We start from the raw sequence: 15,337 nt of genomic DNA, 5'->3' as shown, positions 1-15,337 counted from the left end.
ACCCCCTGACGCATGTTTGCAGCCTGAATCGTAGACTGTCTCTCGTTGAATCGCGACACGAAAGATTTTGGGAGCAAGTGATGCGCAAAGTTACCGCTGCCGTCATGGCCTCAACGCTGGCGTTCAGTGCGTTTAGCCAGGCTGCCGTAGCAATCATCGGCGACAACGGGCTCTCAGGAGAGAGTGAAGCGCAGCACAGCGGCCAAAGCCATATGTTTGACGGCATAAGTTTAACCGAACATCAGCGTCAACAGATGCGAGATCTGATGCAGAGGGCACGACAAGACCAGCCCCCTGTTAATGTTAGCGAAATGGAGACAATGCATAGCCTTGTCACCGCAGAAAATTTTGACGAAAGCGCTGTACGCGCTCAGGCAGAAAAAATGGCACAGATACAGGTTGCCCGCCAGGTCGAGATGGCCAGGGTTCGCAACCAGATGTTCCACCTGCTATCGCCCGAGCAGCAAGCGGTTTTGAACGAGAAACATCAGCAACGAATGGACCAGTTGCGTGAGGTTGCACGGATGCAACGAAGCTCAGAAATGACGCTTTTCAGTAGCAATACCCGTAGTAACCAGTAAACCCTGTTTTCCTTGCCATAGACACCATCCCTGTCTTCCCCCACATGATGTGGGGGTTTTTTTTGCCCTTCAATCATCGTTGTTAACCGTTTATTCATCCTTTGACTCCTTAAGCATCCGTTATACTAGCGGCATGGCATGACAGGAGTGTTTATGAATCAATCCTATGGACGGCTGGTTAGCCGTGCGGCGATTGCGGCGACAGTTATGGCGTCGTGTTTGCTGTTAATCAAGATTTTCGCGTGGTGGTACACCGAGTCGGTCAGTATTCTGGCGTCGCTGGTGGACTCACTTGTGGATATTGCCGCGTCGCTTACGAACCTGCTGGTGGTGCGCTATTCGCTGCAACCGGCAGATGAAGAACATACCTTTGGGCACGGTAAGGCCGAATCACTGGCCGCGCTGGCGCAAAGTATGTTTATTTCAGGATCTGCGCTGTTTCTGTTTTTGACCGGCATTCAGCATCTGGTTTCACCCACGCCAATGAATGATCCGGGTGTGGGTGTGGTCGTCACGGTAATTGCGCTGATTTGTACATTGGTTCTTGTTACATTCCAGCGTTGGGTGGTTCGCAAAACGCAAAGTCAGGCAGTACGGGCAGATATGCTTCATTATCAGTCTGATGTTATGATGAATGGCGCTATTCTTATTGCACTCGGTCTTGCCTGGTATGGCTGGCATCGTGCCGATGCATTATTCGCGTTAGGGATTGGGACCTATATTTTATATAGCGCCTTGCGGATGGGGTACGAAGCGGTGCAATCACTGCTTGATCGCGCACTTCCCGATGCAGAACGTGATGAAATTTTTACTATCGTGACCTCCTGGCCTGGCGTCAGCGGTGCACACGATCTTCGTACGCGGCAGTCAGGGCCGACCCGCTTTATTCAGATTCATTTGGAAATGGAAGACAACTTGCCGCTGGTTCAGGCTCACGTCATAGCTGAGCAGGTCGAGCAGGCAATTTTGCAGCGTTTTCCTGGTTCAGACGTCATCATTCATCAGGATCCCTGCTCGGTTGTACCCGGACATTTTGAGCTTTCGTAATTCGTTGTAAAAAAGTGAGCCAGGCCAGCATTTTGTGTATAAATTACCGCCATTTGGTCTGACCTGAATCAATTCAGCTGGAAGTGATTGATATACTATTTGCAGTATTCGTTGGTCGAACAATTTCTTCCGGCAACAGATTTCAATTTTGCATTCCTAAGTTCAGAGGTAGTCATGATTAAGAAAATCGGTGTGTTGACAAGCGGCGGTGATGCGCCGGGCATGAACGCGGCAATTCGTGGGGTTGTCCGTGCAGCGCTGACGGAAGGTCTGGAAGTTTTTGGTGTCTATGACGGTTATCTGGGTCTGTATGAAGACCGTATGGTTCAGCTCGATCGCTACAGCGTGTCAGACATGATTAACCGTGGCGGTACTTTCCTCGGTTCCGCTCGCTTCCCGGAATTCCGTGACGAACACGTTCGTGAAGTGGCTATCGAGAACATGAAAAAACGCGGCCTGGACGCACTGGTTGTTATCGGTGGTGACGGCTCATATATGGGTGCAAAACGTCTGACTGAAATGGGCTTCCCGTGCATCGGTCTGCCAGGCACTATCGACAACGACATCAAAGGCACTGACTACACCATCGGTTACTTCACCGCGCTGGGTACGGTTGTTGAAGCGATTGACCGTCTGCGTGACACCTCTTCTTCCCACCAGCGTATCTCCATCGTTGAAGTGATGGGCCGTTACTGCGGTGACCTGACTCTCGCTGCGGCTATCGCCGGTGGTTGTGAGTTCGTGGTGGTTCCTGAAGTTGAATTCAGCCGCGAAGACCTGGTTAACGAAATCAAAGCCGGGATCGCGAAAGGTAAGAAACACGCAATCGTCGCCATCACCGAGCACATTTGTGACGTTGACGAGCTGGCGAAATACATCGAAACCGAAACCAAACGTGAAACCCGTGCCACCGTACTGGGTCACATTCAGCGTGGCGGTTCCCCTGGCCCGTACGACCGTATCCTGGCATCCCGTATGGGTGCTTATGCCATCGATCTGCTGTTGCAGGGCTTTGGTGGCCGTTGCGTCGGTATTCAGAACGAAAAACTGGTTCACCATGACATCATCGATGCCATTGAGAACATGAAGCGTCCGTTCAAAGGTGACTGGTTAGACTGCGCCAAAAAACTGTACTGATTAGCGTTTTTTGCCCGGTGGCGCTGCGCTTACCGGGCCTACATTCGCAGTCACGTAGGCCGGGTAAGGCGTAGCCGCCACCCGGCTTTTTTGTCCGCACAACTCTCCTTTTTATTCCTCTACGTTATAGCCAATCTTTTTTTATTCTTTAATCATTGGATGTCTTTCTGGCACGCTGCATTCATCAAAACACTACACAAGAGAGCTGGGCGATGAATAAATGGGGCGTGGGTTTAACATTATTGCTGGCATCGACCAGCATTCTGGCAAAGGACATCCAGTTACTGAACGTGTCATACGACCCGACGCGTGAACTGTACGAGCAGTACAACAAAGCATTCGCGGCGCACTGGAAACAGGAAACCGGCGACAACGTCGTGGTGCGCCAGTCTCACGGCGGCTCCGGCAAACAGGCAACCTCGGTGATCAACGGTATTGAATCCGATGTGGTCACTCTGGCGCTGGCCTATGACGTTGACGCGATCGCAGAACGTGGCCGTATTGATAAAAACTGGATCAAACGCCTGCCGGACAACTCCGCGCCATATACCTCGACCATCGTTTTCCTGGTGCGTAAAGGCAACCCGAAACAAATTCATGACTGGAACGACCTGATTAAACCGGGTGTTTCTGTCATTACCCCGAACCCGAAAAGCTCTGGCGGCGCCCGCTGGAACTACCTTGCAGCCTGGGGTTATGCCCTGCACCACAACAACGGCGACCAGGCAAAAGCTCAGGAGTTTGTGAAAGCGCTGTTTAAAAACGTCGAAGTGCTGGATTCCGGCGCACGTGGCGCAACTAACACCTTCGTTGAGCGCGGTATTGGAGATGTGCTGATCGCATGGGAAAACGAAGCCCTGCTGGCCACCAACGAACTGGGTAAAGACAAATTCGAGATCGTGACCCCAAGCGAATCTATCCTCGCGGAGCCGACCGTTTCTGTGGTCGACAAAGTGGTTGAGAAGAAAGATACCAAAGCAGTGGCTGAAGCCTACCTGAAGTATCTCTACTCGCCAGAAGGCCAGGAAATTGCGGCGAAAAACTACTATCGTCCACGTGACCCGGCTGTTGCGAAGAAATACGAAAACGAATTCCCGAAACTGAAGCTCTTCACCATTGATGACGAGTTCGGTGGCTGGACGAAAGCGCAGAAAGAGCATTTCTCTAACGGCGGTACTTTCGACCAGATCAGCAAACGCTAAGCGTTTCGCAAAGAACGACACGGTGACCCGGTGTGAGAAATCCACCGGGTTTTTTATTTGGTCATCATTTTGCGTTACTCTTTCACTTCAGTTGGATACAGGGAACGCGTTGTGAAAAAAATCATTCTGTTGGTGCTAATTATCCTCGCGCTTGCCGCGGGTGGCTGGTTCTGGATGAAGTCCGGTAACCCGAACGCCTTACGCCATATCGTTCTCGATCAGTGTGTGCCCAACCAGATACAACACCGAAACCCGGCGCCCTGTGCACAGGTGAAGCCGGATGCGGGGTACGTGGTGTTTAAAGATCGCAACGGGCCGCTGCAATATCTGCTGATGCCGACGTACCGCATTAACGGCACGGAAAGCCCGCTGTTAACTGAGCCTCACACGCCGAATTTCTTCTGGCTGGCGTGGCAGTCGCGTAGCTTTATGACGCTCAGACGTGGCGCCGACGTGCCTGATAGCGCGATCTCGCTGACCATCAACTCCCCAACCGGGCGCACGCAGAACCATTTTCATATCCATATTTCCTGCCTGCGTGCTGACGTGCGTGAAAAGCTCAATGCGAATCAGGGGCAAATTGGCACCCAGTGGCTGCCGTTCCCCGGCGGGCTGGAAGGGCATGAATATCTTGCCCGCAGAGTGACGGAAAACGAACTGGTTCTGCGCAGCCCATTTATGATGCTGGCAGAAGAGCTGCCAGAGGCGCGCGACCATATGGGGCGCTTCGCACTGGCGATGGCCCAGCAGTCCGATGGCTCGTTCGTTCTGCTGGCGACCGAGCGCAATCTGCTCGCCCTTAACCGCGCATCGGCCGAAGAACTACAGGATCATCAATGCGCTATCCTGAATTGACCCCACCATAAATAGCGTTTACTCGCCATGCCTGTCGCCGTAGACTTGCTGAAAAAATCTACAGGAGACAGGCATGTCGCTCTGGTTATCTCACCCTCTGCTTCTTCCCTCATTGATTGTTGGCGTCACCATCGTGCTGTGGGCGACGTCGCTGCTGCCGGAATTTATCACCGCGCTGTTGTTTTTCACGGCGGCGATGACCGCCAAAATTGCCCCGCCGGAGGTGATCTTCGGCGGCTTTGCCTCGTCGGCGTTCTGGCTGGTATTCAGCGGGTTTGTGCTCGGCGTTGCGATCCGTAAAACCGGTCTGGCAGACAGGGCCGCCCGGGCGCTTTCAACCAGGCTGACCGATTCCTGGGTGCTGATGGTGGCAAGCGTAGTGCTGCTGAGCTACGCGCTGGCGTTTGTCATGCCGTCAAACATGGGGCGTATCGCGCTGCTGATGCCGATTGTTGCGGCGATGGCAAAACGCGCCGGCATCGCCGACGGCTCTCGCGCATGGTTTGGCCTGGCGCTGGCCGTCGGGTTTGGCACCTTCCAGCTCTCGGCCACTATCCTGCCTGCTAACGTGCCGAACCTGGTGATGAGCGGTGCGGCCGAAGGCTCATACGGTATTCATCTGAACTATGTGCCGTATCTGCTGCTGCATACGCCGGTGCTCGGCATTCTGAAAGGGTTAATTCTGATTGCCCTTATCTGTTGGTTATTCCCGGGGAGTCCAAAACCCGCGCGGGATATGGCACCGTCTGAACCGATGGGGCGGGATTAAAAGCGCCTCGCCTGGCTGCTGGCAGTGGTGCTGGTCATGTGGGTTACCGAGAGCTGGCACGGTATTGGCCCTGCCTGGACGGGGCTGGCGGCATCGGTCATTGTGCTGCTGCCGCGTGTTGGTTTTATCACCGGGGAAGAGTTTTCGACAGGTGTGAACATGCGTACCTGTATTTATGTGGCGGGCATTCTTGGGCTGGCGATTGTCGTGACGCAGACCGGGATTGGCACTGCCGTTGGCGAAGCCTTGCTGCGTGTCATGCCGCTGAACGCAGATAAACCCTTTACCAGTTTCCTGGCGTTGACGGGGATCACCACGGCGCTCAACTTCATTATGACCGCCAACGGCGTACCGGCGCTGTATACCACGCTGGCGCAGAGTTTTGCCGACGCGACCGGCTTCCCGCTGCTGTCGGTGATTATGATTCAGGTGCTGGGCTATTCCACGCCTCTGCTGCCGTATCAGGCATCGCCGATTGTGGTGGCTATGGGACTAGGGAAGGTGCCTGCAAGGGCGGGGATGCTGCTTTGTCTGGCGCTGGCGATTGCAACGTATCTGGTGCTGCTACCGCTGGATTATCTGTGGTTTAACCTACTGGGACAGCTGTAAAAAAGCCCGGTGGCGCTGACGCTTACCGGGCCTACAGAACCGTAGGGCGGGTTAGCGAAGCGCCACCCGCCACAACAGCATTACGCCTGTTTAGCCGCTTCTGCTGCTTTAACGATCACCGCGAAAGCGTCAGCTTTCAGGGATGCGCCGCCAACCAACGCGCCATCGATGTCTGGCTGGGTGAACAGCTCAGCAGCGTTAGCCGCGTTTACGGAACCGCCGTACTGGATGATGACTTGTTCAGCCACTTTCGCGTCTGCTTTAGCGATGTGGTCACGAATGAATTTGTGAACAGCCTGAGCCTGCGCAGGGGTTGCTGATTTGCCGGTACCGATAGCCCAGACTGGCTCGTAAGCAATGACCACGCCTTCGAATGCTGCCGCACCCTGAGTTTTCAGCACTGCGTCGATCTGACGTGCGCACACTTCTTCAGTTTTGCCAGCTTCGTTTTCTGCTTCGGTTTCACCGATGCAAAGAACCGGGATCAGACCCTGCTCTTTCAGCACAGCGAATTTCTTCGCGATGAACTCGTCGGATTCTTTGTGGTAAGTACGACGCTCTGAGTGACCGATGATGATGTATTTCGCGCCGATATCTTTCAGCATTTCAGCGGAGGTTTCACCGGTGAATGCGCCAGACAGGTTAACGTCAACGTTCTGTGCACCCAGAATGATGTGGCTGCCGTCAGCCGCGTGTTTAGCCAGATCCAGGTACATATCAGGCGGAGCGATAGCAACCGCGCAACCAGTTACGCCAGCCAGCTCTTTACGCAGGTTAGCAACCAGTTCGTTTACCATGTGGCGGCTGCCGTTCAGTTTCCAGTTACCCATCACTAAAGGATGTCGCATTTCAATTCTCCACGCTAAATAAGCGAATTAAGGAATATGGCCACCCTGACGGGCAGCATGGTCTGTGAATCAGTATAGAGATTTTCCCTCGAAAGGCTTTGCTTTTTGTCATTAATTCGCCCCTCCGAGTGAGTCAGATAGTGTCAGCTTAATCGGTTCAACAGCGAAGGTCAGTCCCTTTTCGCCGTTATCTGCGACAACATAGCGAATGGCGCCTTCCGTATCGGCGTAATAGCGCTTGTTTTTACCGGCAGTCAGCAGCTTTTGCAGCTTTTGCTGGCTTTGCGCTTTGGTCAGCGCAGGGGTAAAGGCCTGCAGGATGGCGCTCATGTACTCCAGCGCTTTGGCCTTTGCCGCTTTTTGTTCTGGTCCCTGAATTGGCAGCCAGGTTATCTGCATACTTTTGATTTTTAACGTACCGCGTTCAAGTGCAGTTGAAGCATACAGATTTTCGTTAATCTTACTGGCGGCGCGCGTCAGCGTCGGCGTATCGCGAGCGCTATCAATCGCGCGGAACTCATCCAGTGGCAGCGTTGGGTTGTTATGGTTGAAGGTTTCGCGAAACGCGCTAATTGACTGGTCGAACGACGGTGCTCCCGCCAGAAGGTACGGCGCAGTGGCAGGAGCAGTGGTTTCGGCGGCGCGCAGAGAGAGGCTGGCGCCTGGCATGGCTAAACACAATAAAAGGGAGTAAGCCCAAATTTTCATCAATATTGCCCCTGGCCGTAATTGCTCATGATTAAAACGATATCTGGTCGGCTTGTCAAAAGGTCACAACTCCAGGGTAAAATGCGCACTATATAATAATGAAGGAACCTTACATGACCATACAGCAGTGGCTGTTTTCATTCAAAGGGCGTATTGGACGCCGTGATTTCTGGATCTGGATGGTGACGTGGGTCGTTGCCATGCTGCTTCTGTTTTTCGTTGCCTACAATGCATGGCTGAGCACGCAAACCGCGGCATTTGCCCTGGTCTGTTTGCTGTGGCCAACGGCGGCCGTGGTGGTAAAACGCCTGCACGATCGCGGTCGCTCCGGCGCATGGGCATTTCTGATTATTCTGGCGTGGATGCTGGTGGCCGGTAACTGGGCAATACTGCCGTCAATCCTCCCCTGGGTTGTGGGGCGGCTGTTGCCATCCATTATCTTTGTCATGATGTTTGTCGATCTGGGCGCGTTTATCGGCACCCAGAGCGAGAACAAGTACGGGAAAGATACCCTTGAGGTGAAGTACCGCTAATCACCAGTAGTGTTCGGCAGTCATATGGCCCGGCCGACGGCGAAGATGTTTCGTCATCTGCCGGGTGTCCTTCAGAAGCTGTTGTGTATCCCGGACCATCTGTGGGTTACCACACAACATCACATGGCTGGTTTCAGTGTTCATCGGCAAACCAACCGCATTTTCCAGTGCGCCACTTTCAATCAACGCCGGAACACGCCCGGTGAGCGAGCCTGCTGCGGTTTCGCGGCTGACCACGGTCTGAATTTTCAGCTTCCCGCCATACTGCTGTTCCAGCTCTTGCATCTGCGGCAGATAACTTAAATCAGCGGCATAACGCGCGGCATGAACCAGCACGATATTTTTAAAGCGCTCCAGATCTTTGCCGTATTGCAGGATAGAAAGATAGGGGCCAATCGCCGTGCCGGTAGCCAGCATCCAGAGGGTGTCGCACTCCGGGATTTCGTCCAGCACGAAGAAACCCGCCGCTTCGCTCACAATCTGTACATCATCGCCGGGTTTCAGCGCAGCAAGGCGTGGGCTGAGTTTGCCGTCCGGGACGGTGACAAGATAGAACTCAAGATCCGGGTTATCTGGCGCGTTGACGTAAGAGTAAGCGCGCTGCACGCGTTCGCCATCGACATCCAGCCCCAGCTTTGCAAATTGTCCGGCCGTAAACGGGTGGATAGGGGCATGGACGGTGAGACTAAATAGCGCATCGGTCCAGAATTGTATCTTTGTGACTTTACCTGTTACCCAGTCCGCCATGATCTTCTCCTGTGCTGTTTCTCTCTTCTATCTTCCGTACTTGTCGTGAAAATTTCCAGCCCGTTCGGGCCGGAAAGCTCTATCGATCAAACGGTTTTACAGAATGTGGGTCTGCACGTCTGGGTCTTTGCGATCGAGATAGTGAATGGACTGAATACGGCGAATGGTGCGCGATTTGCCCCGGATGAGCAGCGTTTCGGTGGTAGCCATATTCCCCTTACGGGTGATGCCGTCCAGCAGGTCGCCTTTGGTGATCCCGGTTGCGGAGAAGACCACGTTATCGCTGCGGGCCATTTCATCCAGCGCCAGGATTTTATTGGCTTCTATGCCCATGGCTTCACAACGAGCCAGCTCTTCTTCGCCAATACGACGGTTCTCTGCGTTGTCGCCTTTGACATCATGACGCGGCAGCAGTCGGGCCTGCATATCGCCATCCAGCGCGCGGATCACCGCAGCAGACACCACGCCTTCTGGCGCGCCGCCGATGCCGTAAAGCACATCCACTTCGCTGTCCGGCATACAGGTCAGAATAGAGGCGGCAACGTCGCCGTCCGGGATGGCGAACACGCGCACGCCAAGCTTTTGCATCTGCGCAATGGTGGCGTCGTGGCGCGGTTTCGCCAGAATGGTGACGGTGAGCTCGCTGAGCGGTTTACCCAGAGCGGCAGCGATATTACGCAGGTTCTCGTCCAGCGGCAGGCTGAGGTCGATAGCGCCTTTCGCGCCAGGGCCGACAATCAGCTTTTCCATGTACATATCCGGCGCGTTGAGGAAGCAGCCTTTATCACCCACCGCCATTACCGCCAGCGCGTTGGCCTGGCCCATGGCCGTCATGCGAGTGCCTTCGATAGGGTCGACTGCGATATCTACGGCATCGCCTTTGCCGGTCCCGACTTTTTCACCGATATAGAGCATCGGCGCTTCGTCGATCTCGCCTTCACCAATCACAATGGTGCCGTCGATATTGACCTGGTTAAGCACAATGCGCATGGCATGGACAGCCGCACCGTCTGCGGTATTTTTGTCGCCACGACCCAGCCATTTATAGCCCGCCAGAGCGGCGGCTTCGGTTACGCGGGAAAACTCGATAGCAAGTTCACGTTTCATGAGGTACTCGTGCAATCAAAAGGAATTGCACGAAGTTTATCACAGAGTGGGTAAGGTGCGGTCTGTACTCCCCTCACCCTAACCCTCTCCCCAAAGGGGCGAGGGGACTTAAAACACCCTCTCCCCTTTGGGGAGAGGGCCGGGGTGAGGGGAATTACTCTTCGTGCTCTTCCCACGCCAGGGCGCGTTTCACCGCTTTTTTCCAGCCGCTGTAACGGACGTTACGCTCGGTGGTTTCGATCCCCGGACGGAATTCGCGTTCGATCACCGCTTTTTCCTGAAGTTCGTCCAGGTTCTGCCAGAAGCCCACTGCCAGACCCGCCAGGTATGCCGCACCCAGTGCGGTAACTTCACGGACTTCCGGGCGTTCTACACGTGTACCCAGAATGTCGGCCTGGAACTGCATCAGGAAGTTGTTGGCAACTGCGCCGCCGTCTACGCGCAAGGCGTGCAGACGAATGCCGGAGTCAGCCTGCATCGCTTCAAGAACATCACGCGTCTGGTAGGCGATGGATTCCAGCGTGGCGCGGATGATGTGGTTGGAGTTCACACCACGCGTCAGGCCGAAAATCGCGCCGCGAGCATACGGATCCCAGTATGGTGCACCCAGGCCGGTGAAGGCAGGTACCACGTACACGCCGTTGGTGTCCTTCACTTTGGTCGCGAAGTATTCGGAGTCGAATGCATCGCTGATAAGCTTCATCTCGTCACGCAGCCACTGGATTGACGCACCCGCCATGAACACCGCACCTTCCAGCGCATAGTTCACTTCACCGCGCGGGCCACAGGCGATGGTGGTCAGCAGACCGTTTTCTGATTTCACCGCTTTCTCGCCGGTGTTCATCAGCATGAAGCAACCTGTACCGTAGGTGTTCTTCGCCATCCCTTCCTTAACGCACAGCTGGCCGAACAGCGCCGCCTGCTGGTCACCGGCGATACCGGCGATAGGAATACGCGTGCCGCCTTTACCGCCGATGTTGGTCTGACCGTACACTTCAGAAGACTTACGCACTTCTGGCAGCATGGCGCGCGGGATGTCCAGCGCGTCCAGCATTTTGTCATCCCACTCCAGGGTGTTGATGTTGAACAGCATGGTGCGTGAGGCGTTGGTGTAGTCGGTTACGTGGACACGCCCCTGGGTCATCTTCCAGATAAGCCAGGTATCAACGGTACCAAACAGAAGCTCGCCACGTTTCGCACGTTCACGTGAGCCTTCCACGTGGTCGAGGATCCATTTTACTTTGGTCCCTGAGAAGTACGGGTCAACCACCAGGCCGGTTGCGCTACGCACGTACTCTTCCATACCGTCGCGCTTGAGCTGTTCGCAGATTTCTGCGGTACGGCGACACTGCCAGACGATCGCGTTGTAAATCGGCTTGCCGGTTTCGCGCTCCCACACCACGGTGGTTTCACGCTGGTTGGTGATACCGATAGCGGCAATTTCGTCGGAACTGATATCAGCTTTCGCCAGCACTTCTACCAGCGTGGAGCTTTGCGTAGCCCAGATTTCCATTGGGTCGTGCTCTACCCAGCCTGGACGAGGGTAGATTTGCTCAAATTCGCGCTGTGACACGCTGACGATATTCGCGTCATGATCCATTACGACAGCGCGGGAGCTGGTAGTGCCCTGGTCGAGCGCAACAATATATTTTTTTTCGGTCATGGTTTGAGTCCCGTAGTCAGATTACAGCGAAGCTTTTTGTTGTGCGGCAGAAGTCGTTTCCTTCTCCTCTTCCACACAGGTGTCGCACGGTAAGTGGCGACCAATTAATTTGCGATAGCCAAATGCACCCAGTGACGCCCCCACGATTGGCCCGAACAGCGGAACCAGGAAGTAAGGGATATCTTTGCCACCGGTGAAAGCGACGTCGCCCCAGCCCGCGATAAAGGCAAAGGCTTTTGGCCCGATGTCACGCGCCGGGTTCATGGCGAAGCCAGTCAGTGGACCCATGGATGCGCCGATAACGGCAATCAGCAGGCCAATCAACAGCGGCGCCAGTGGGCCACGCGGAATGCCGTTGCCATCGTCGGTCAGCGCCAGAATAACGCCCATCAGGATAGCGGTAATCACCATTTCAACCACGAACGCCTGCACAAAATTGATATGCGGGTTTGGATAAGTTGAGAAGATGCCAGCCAGATCCAGACTTTCGACACTGCCGCGCACCATATGATGCGTCTGTTCGAAGTCGATGAAAAGATTGTAATAAAGCCCGTAAACTAATGCTGCTGCGCAAAACGCGCCAGCAAATTGAGAAATGATGAAAGGGACAACTTTGCGTCCATCGAAGCACGCGAACAACCACAACGCGATGGTCACCGCCGGATTAAGATGTGCACCAGAAACGCCTGCGGTCAGGTAAATGGCCATCGCCACACCCAGACCCCAGATGATACTGATTTCCCACTGACCAAAACTGGCACCCGCCACTTTCAGTGCAGCGACACAGCCCACTCCGAAGAATATCAACAACCCGGTACCAAGGAACTCGGCGATGCACTGGCCTTTTAAGGTTGATGTCTGACTCATAATCGGAATCCTGAAGAAATTGATGTTTATTGTTAGCATGGCCGCCCGTGACAGCCACGATGTCCTGTAGACATAGTGTTAATTTATCGTTAACGAGCAAAAACGAGAAATATCGAAATCAAAATGTGTGGTCTGTGTCAATAAAATGAGCGTTTTCGCGCTACAAAGCACATTTTTAACTCAACGGCTAAATGAGAGCTGAATCATTTCATTAACGAAAGAGTTAACAATTTAGGGGTATATGACGCGAACGCACCAGGACGAGGCCGAAAAGTGTTGCAAACCGCGATCTGCGCGGCATGTCGCTGGACAGGGGCGGCGGGGCTTCATACAATCGGCATATATGTTGTGCGCGTTTACGTTAAAGCGTCGCCTTGCAATTCAGGAGAGGTAGGATCATGTCTTTAGAAGTGTTTGAGAAACTGGAATCGAAAGTACAGCAGGCGATTGACACCATCACGCTGCTGCAAATGGAAATTGAAGAGCTGAAAGAAAAGAACAACAGCCTGGCACAAGAAGTTCAGACCGCTCAGCATGGCCGTGAAGAACTGGAGCGCGAAAACAACCAACTGCGCGAACAGCAGAACGGCTGGCAGGATCGCTTACAGGCGCTGCTGGGACGTATGGAAGAAGTTTAATTCCAGTCGGGAATGAACTGAACAGGCCGGGTATGGCGTCATCGCTACCCGGCTTTTTTGTGGTCGTTGCTTACTGGCGACAATGAACGCGATAAAGATATAGCGTTTCATTATGCGGTCCCTGTGACTAACCGCTCCACCGTTCACCACCGGTGATAAGTCGGTGGACACAAGCCCTGGTGCGGGCTGCTTTACGGCGTTGAATACACCTTTCCCAGGACCGATGCCCATTTGCGAGATGGCGGAAAGGGACGCAGCATCATAAATAGCTTCAGCCGTGGAGTTAAGGTCTTCAAACATAATTGGGAATTTATAAAGGTTCGAAGGGGTTGCCTGCCGTTTATAGGGCGGTATGATAAATGTCCCTGGTGTGGGTCTGTAAGACCTCCCAACGGACCGCGAATCCCGAGGGACAAAAAAACCGCCACATTGCTGTTGGCGGTTTTTTTATGCTTCGCGCTTCCTGCGGGAAACGCGTTTATTACTCGATATCCAGCGGGTCTTCGGAAAGGATAATGCCGGTGTTATCGGCATAGAGATGGTCGCCGGAGAAGAAGGTTACGCCGCCGAAATTAACGCGAACGTCGCTTTCACCTATACCTTCACCCGCAGCACCCACCGGGATGGCCGCGATGGCCTGAATACCGATATCCAGCTCTTCCAGATCGTCGACCTGGCGCACTGAGCCGTACACCACTATCCCTTCCCACTCGTTTTGCATGGCCAGGCGGGCAAGGTCGGCATCAATCAACGCACGGCGCATAGACCCACCACCATCGACCAGCAAAATACGGCCACGACCGTTCTGTTCGAGCAGATCGTACAGCAACCCGTTATCCTCGAAACATTTCACCGTGATAATTTGTCCGCCAAACGACGACCGCCCACCAAAGTTGGTAAACAGGGGTTCTACGACGTTGACATCTTCCTGGTAGATGTCGCAAAGCTCGGAAGTATCGTATTTCATAGGCTTAATGTTCAGTTGCTGCGAGTGCTTTCAGTATATCGCGCGAAACGCATTGTTGGCAAAATCATCAATTGTTAATTGATATTTGTCAGTTAACGTAACGCCTGACTCAGAATAATACCCACTACGAACAACAGGTTAGTCAGTAATGCCCCTTTTACCGTTCGTTCGAGCATGGGCGGCATTGCAGCTGGATCATGTTCGCGCAGGACAAACCGCGCCTGTTTTACAAGCAGCGGCGCGGCCAGAATAAACAGCCAGCCCCACAAACTGTGCAGTGAAATCAGGTTAAACAGCGCCAGACACACCAGCGCGCCCATCAGCAGACAGGCGTGGTAACGACGCGCATTAACCGTTCCCAGGCGTACCGCCAGCGTGTTTTTCCCGTTTTCGCGGTCGCTGTTGATATCGCGCAGGTTATTAATATTGAGTACCGCCGTCGCCAGCAGGCCACATGCCGTAGCAGGCAGGAACAGGGCAGGGATGAGCGTATGTGCCTGTAAATACCAACTGCCCATTACGCTCAGCCAGCCGAAGAAGACCAGCACGGAAATATCACCCAGGCCAATATAACCGTAAGGGCGCGTGCCGACGGTGTAGGTAATGGCGGCAATAATGGCGAGCAAACCCAGCACCATAAAACCAATGAAATCAGCCGTAGTTTTACAGGCGACAGACACCAGTGCCAGGCCGGACAAACAAATCAGTACCACGGTGATAATCAGCGCGCGTTTCATCTGTGCCTGGGTGATAACCCCCTTTTGCATCCCGCGCAGCGGCCCAATGCGATCGGGTTTATCGCTGCCTTTTACGGCATCACCATAATCGTTGGCGAGATTAGAGAGGATTTGCAGCAGCCCGGCGGTGACGAGTGCCAGACCGGCGACCAGAGGGTCGAAATAACCTTGCCACCATGCGAGGGCAGAACCAACGATAATCGCGGCAAAGGCCAGAGGAAGCGTTTTAGGGCGCAGACTTTCGAGCCACGCCTGAGTACGGCTGATATCAGTCATAGTTATTTAGCCAATAAAAATGGGGCTTTTCAGCCCCATTAACAGT

Annotated in this window: 15 protein-coding genes and 1 pseudogene; 8 read left to right on the top strand and 8 right to left on the bottom strand. The window is 54.0% G+C overall.

Annotation, left to right across the window (positions count from 1 at the left end; genetic code table 11):
* Positions 1–80: 80 nt before the first annotated feature.
* The 6 genes and pseudogenes from cpxP (at position 81) to ACT9TW_RS04815 (ending at position 6,200) form a co-directional block, all read left to right on the top strand.
* Positions 81–581: a cell-envelope stress modulator CpxP gene (gene cpxP, locus ACT9TW_RS04840; RefSeq protein ID WP_182063007.1), complete on the top strand. Its 501-nt coding sequence runs from the start codon at positions 81–83 to the stop codon at positions 579–581.
* A gap of 153 nt (positions 582–734) precedes the next feature.
* Complete coding sequence (gene fieF, locus ACT9TW_RS04835) at positions 735–1,628, top strand: CDF family cation-efflux transporter FieF (RefSeq protein ID WP_182063006.1); 894 nt, start codon at positions 735–737, stop codon at positions 1,626–1,628.
* A gap of 174 nt (positions 1,629–1,802) precedes the next feature.
* On the top strand, positions 1,803–2,765 hold the full coding sequence (gene pfkA / locus ACT9TW_RS04830; protein ID WP_181621497.1) for a 6-phosphofructokinase: 963 nt from the start codon (positions 1,803–1,805) through the stop codon (positions 2,763–2,765).
* A gap of 212 nt (positions 2,766–2,977) precedes the next feature.
* On the top strand, positions 2,978–3,967 hold the full coding sequence (locus tag ACT9TW_RS04825; RefSeq protein WP_446491782.1) for a sulfate ABC transporter substrate-binding protein: 990 nt from the start codon (positions 2,978–2,980) through the stop codon (positions 3,965–3,967).
* A gap of 111 nt (positions 3,968–4,078) precedes the next feature.
* The gene (locus tag ACT9TW_RS04820) at positions 4,079–4,822 is read left to right on the top strand and encodes a CDP-diacylglycerol diphosphatase (RefSeq protein WP_446491781.1); all 744 of its coding nucleotides are present in this window, start codon (positions 4,079–4,081) and stop codon (positions 4,820–4,822) included.
* A 73-nt stretch (positions 4,823–4,895) separates the two neighbouring features.
* A pseudogene (locus ACT9TW_RS04815) lies at positions 4,896–6,200 on the top strand (SLC13 family permease).
* Between the two features lie 80 nt (positions 6,201–6,280).
* On the opposite strand, the gene tpiA reads toward ACT9TW_RS04815, so the two are convergent.
* Complete coding sequence (gene tpiA / locus ACT9TW_RS04810; RefSeq protein ID WP_446491780.1) at positions 6,281–7,048, bottom strand: triose-phosphate isomerase; 768 nt, start codon at positions 7,046–7,048, stop codon at positions 6,281–6,283.
* Positions 7,049–7,159: 111 nt separating this feature from the next.
* A complete protein-coding gene (locus tag ACT9TW_RS04805) occupies positions 7,160–7,717 on the bottom strand; it encodes a DUF1454 family protein (protein WP_446492679.1) in 558 nt (185 codons plus the stop codon).
* A gap of 152 nt (positions 7,718–7,869) precedes the next feature.
* On the opposite strand from ACT9TW_RS04805, the gene ACT9TW_RS04800 reads away from it, so the two are divergent.
* The gene (locus ACT9TW_RS04800; protein WP_182063001.1) at positions 7,870–8,289 is read left to right on the top strand and encodes a DUF805 domain-containing protein; all 420 of its coding nucleotides are present in this window, start codon (positions 7,870–7,872) and stop codon (positions 8,287–8,289) included.
* Here the strand turns inward: ACT9TW_RS04800 and fpr are convergent, their stop codons facing one another.
* The 4 genes from fpr to ACT9TW_RS04780 all read right to left on the bottom strand — a co-directional run bounded on the left by fpr (position 8,290) and on the right by ACT9TW_RS04780 (position 12,673).
* Positions 8,290–9,036, bottom strand: coding sequence for a ferredoxin--NADP(+) reductase (gene fpr, locus ACT9TW_RS04795; RefSeq protein ID WP_446491779.1), 747 nt, complete (start codon positions 9,034–9,036; stop codon positions 8,290–8,292). It abuts the gene before it with no gap.
* A 96-nt stretch (positions 9,037–9,132) separates the two neighbouring features.
* Positions 9,133–10,143 carry a class II fructose-bisphosphatase gene (gene glpX / locus ACT9TW_RS04790; RefSeq protein ID WP_182062999.1) on the bottom strand — a complete coding sequence of 337 codons (1,011 nt, stop codon included), beginning with the start codon at positions 10,141–10,143 and terminating at the stop codon, positions 9,133–9,135.
* Between the two features lie 154 nt (positions 10,144–10,297).
* Entirely contained in the window at positions 10,298–11,806 is a 1,509-nt protein-coding gene (glpK, locus tag ACT9TW_RS04785) for a glycerol kinase GlpK (protein ID WP_182062998.1), read from the bottom strand.
* Between the two features lie 21 nt (positions 11,807–11,827).
* Positions 11,828–12,673, bottom strand: a complete 846-nt coding sequence (locus ACT9TW_RS04780; protein WP_182062997.1) for an MIP/aquaporin family protein — start codon at positions 12,671–12,673, stop codon at positions 11,828–11,830.
* Between the two features lie 398 nt (positions 12,674–13,071).
* Between ACT9TW_RS04780 and zapB the strand changes: the two genes are divergently transcribed.
* A complete protein-coding gene (gene zapB / locus ACT9TW_RS04775) occupies positions 13,072–13,311 on the top strand; it encodes a septal ring assembly protein ZapB (protein ID WP_014072349.1) in 240 nt (79 codons plus the stop codon).
* Between the two features lie 481 nt (positions 13,312–13,792).
* Here zapB and rraA read toward each other — a convergent pair whose 3' ends face one another.
* Both rraA and menA read right to left on the bottom strand, forming a co-directional pair.
* A complete protein-coding gene (gene rraA / locus ACT9TW_RS04770) occupies positions 13,793–14,278 on the bottom strand; it encodes a ribonuclease E activity regulator RraA (protein ID WP_182062996.1) in 486 nt (161 codons plus the stop codon).
* Between the two features lie 92 nt (positions 14,279–14,370).
* Positions 14,371–15,297 carry a 1,4-dihydroxy-2-naphthoate polyprenyltransferase gene (gene menA, locus ACT9TW_RS04765; RefSeq protein WP_446492678.1) on the bottom strand — a complete coding sequence of 309 codons (927 nt, stop codon included), beginning with the start codon at positions 15,295–15,297 and terminating at the stop codon, positions 14,371–14,373.
* Positions 15,298–15,337: the final 40 nt, after the last annotated feature.

The sequence above is a fragment of the Enterobacter sp. C4G1 genome, from assembly GCF_052886895.1.
The sequence above is the reverse complement of the archived record's forward strand: the minus strand, read 5'-3'. Positions and strand labels throughout refer to the sequence as shown.

Bases quoted from the DNA above. Each gene is read 5' to 3' on its own strand.
- cpxP (WP_182063007.1), top strand. From the start codon at position 81: ATGCGCAAAGTTACCGCTGCCGTCATGGCCTCAACGCTGGCGTTCAGT.
- fieF (WP_182063006.1), top strand. From the start codon at position 735: ATGAATCAATCCTATGGACGGCTGGTTAGCCGTGCGGCGATTGCGGCG.
- pfkA (WP_181621497.1), top strand. From the start codon at position 1,803: ATGATTAAGAAAATCGGTGTGTTGACAAGCGGCGGTGATGCGCCGGGC.
- ACT9TW_RS04825 (WP_446491782.1), top strand. From the start codon at position 2,978: ATGAATAAATGGGGCGTGGGTTTAACATTATTGCTGGCATCGACCAGC.
- tpiA (WP_446491780.1), bottom strand. From the start codon at position 7,048: ATGCGACATCCTTTAGTGATGGGTAACTGGAAACTGAACGGCAGCCGC.
- ACT9TW_RS04805 (WP_446492679.1), bottom strand. From the start codon at position 7,717: ATGCCAGGCGCCAGCCTCTCTCTGCGCGCCGCCGAAACCACTGCTCCT.
- ACT9TW_RS04800 (WP_182063001.1), top strand. From the start codon at position 7,870: ATGACCATACAGCAGTGGCTGTTTTCATTCAAAGGGCGTATTGGACGC.
- fpr (WP_446491779.1), bottom strand. From the start codon at position 9,036: ATGGCGGACTGGGTAACAGGTAAAGTCACAAAGATACAATTCTGGACC.
- glpX (WP_182062999.1), bottom strand. From the start codon at position 10,143: ATGAAACGTGAACTTGCTATCGAGTTTTCCCGCGTAACCGAAGCCGCC.
- glpK (WP_182062998.1), bottom strand. From the start codon at position 11,806: ATGACCGAAAAAAAATATATTGTTGCGCTCGACCAGGGCACTACCAGC.
- ACT9TW_RS04780 (WP_182062997.1), bottom strand. From the start codon at position 12,673: ATGAGTCAGACATCAACCTTAAAAGGCCAGTGCATCGCCGAGTTCCTT.
- zapB (WP_014072349.1), top strand. From the start codon at position 13,072: ATGTCTTTAGAAGTGTTTGAGAAACTGGAATCGAAAGTACAGCAGGCG.
- rraA (WP_182062996.1), bottom strand. From the start codon at position 14,278: ATGAAATACGATACTTCCGAGCTTTGCGACATCTACCAGGAAGATGTC.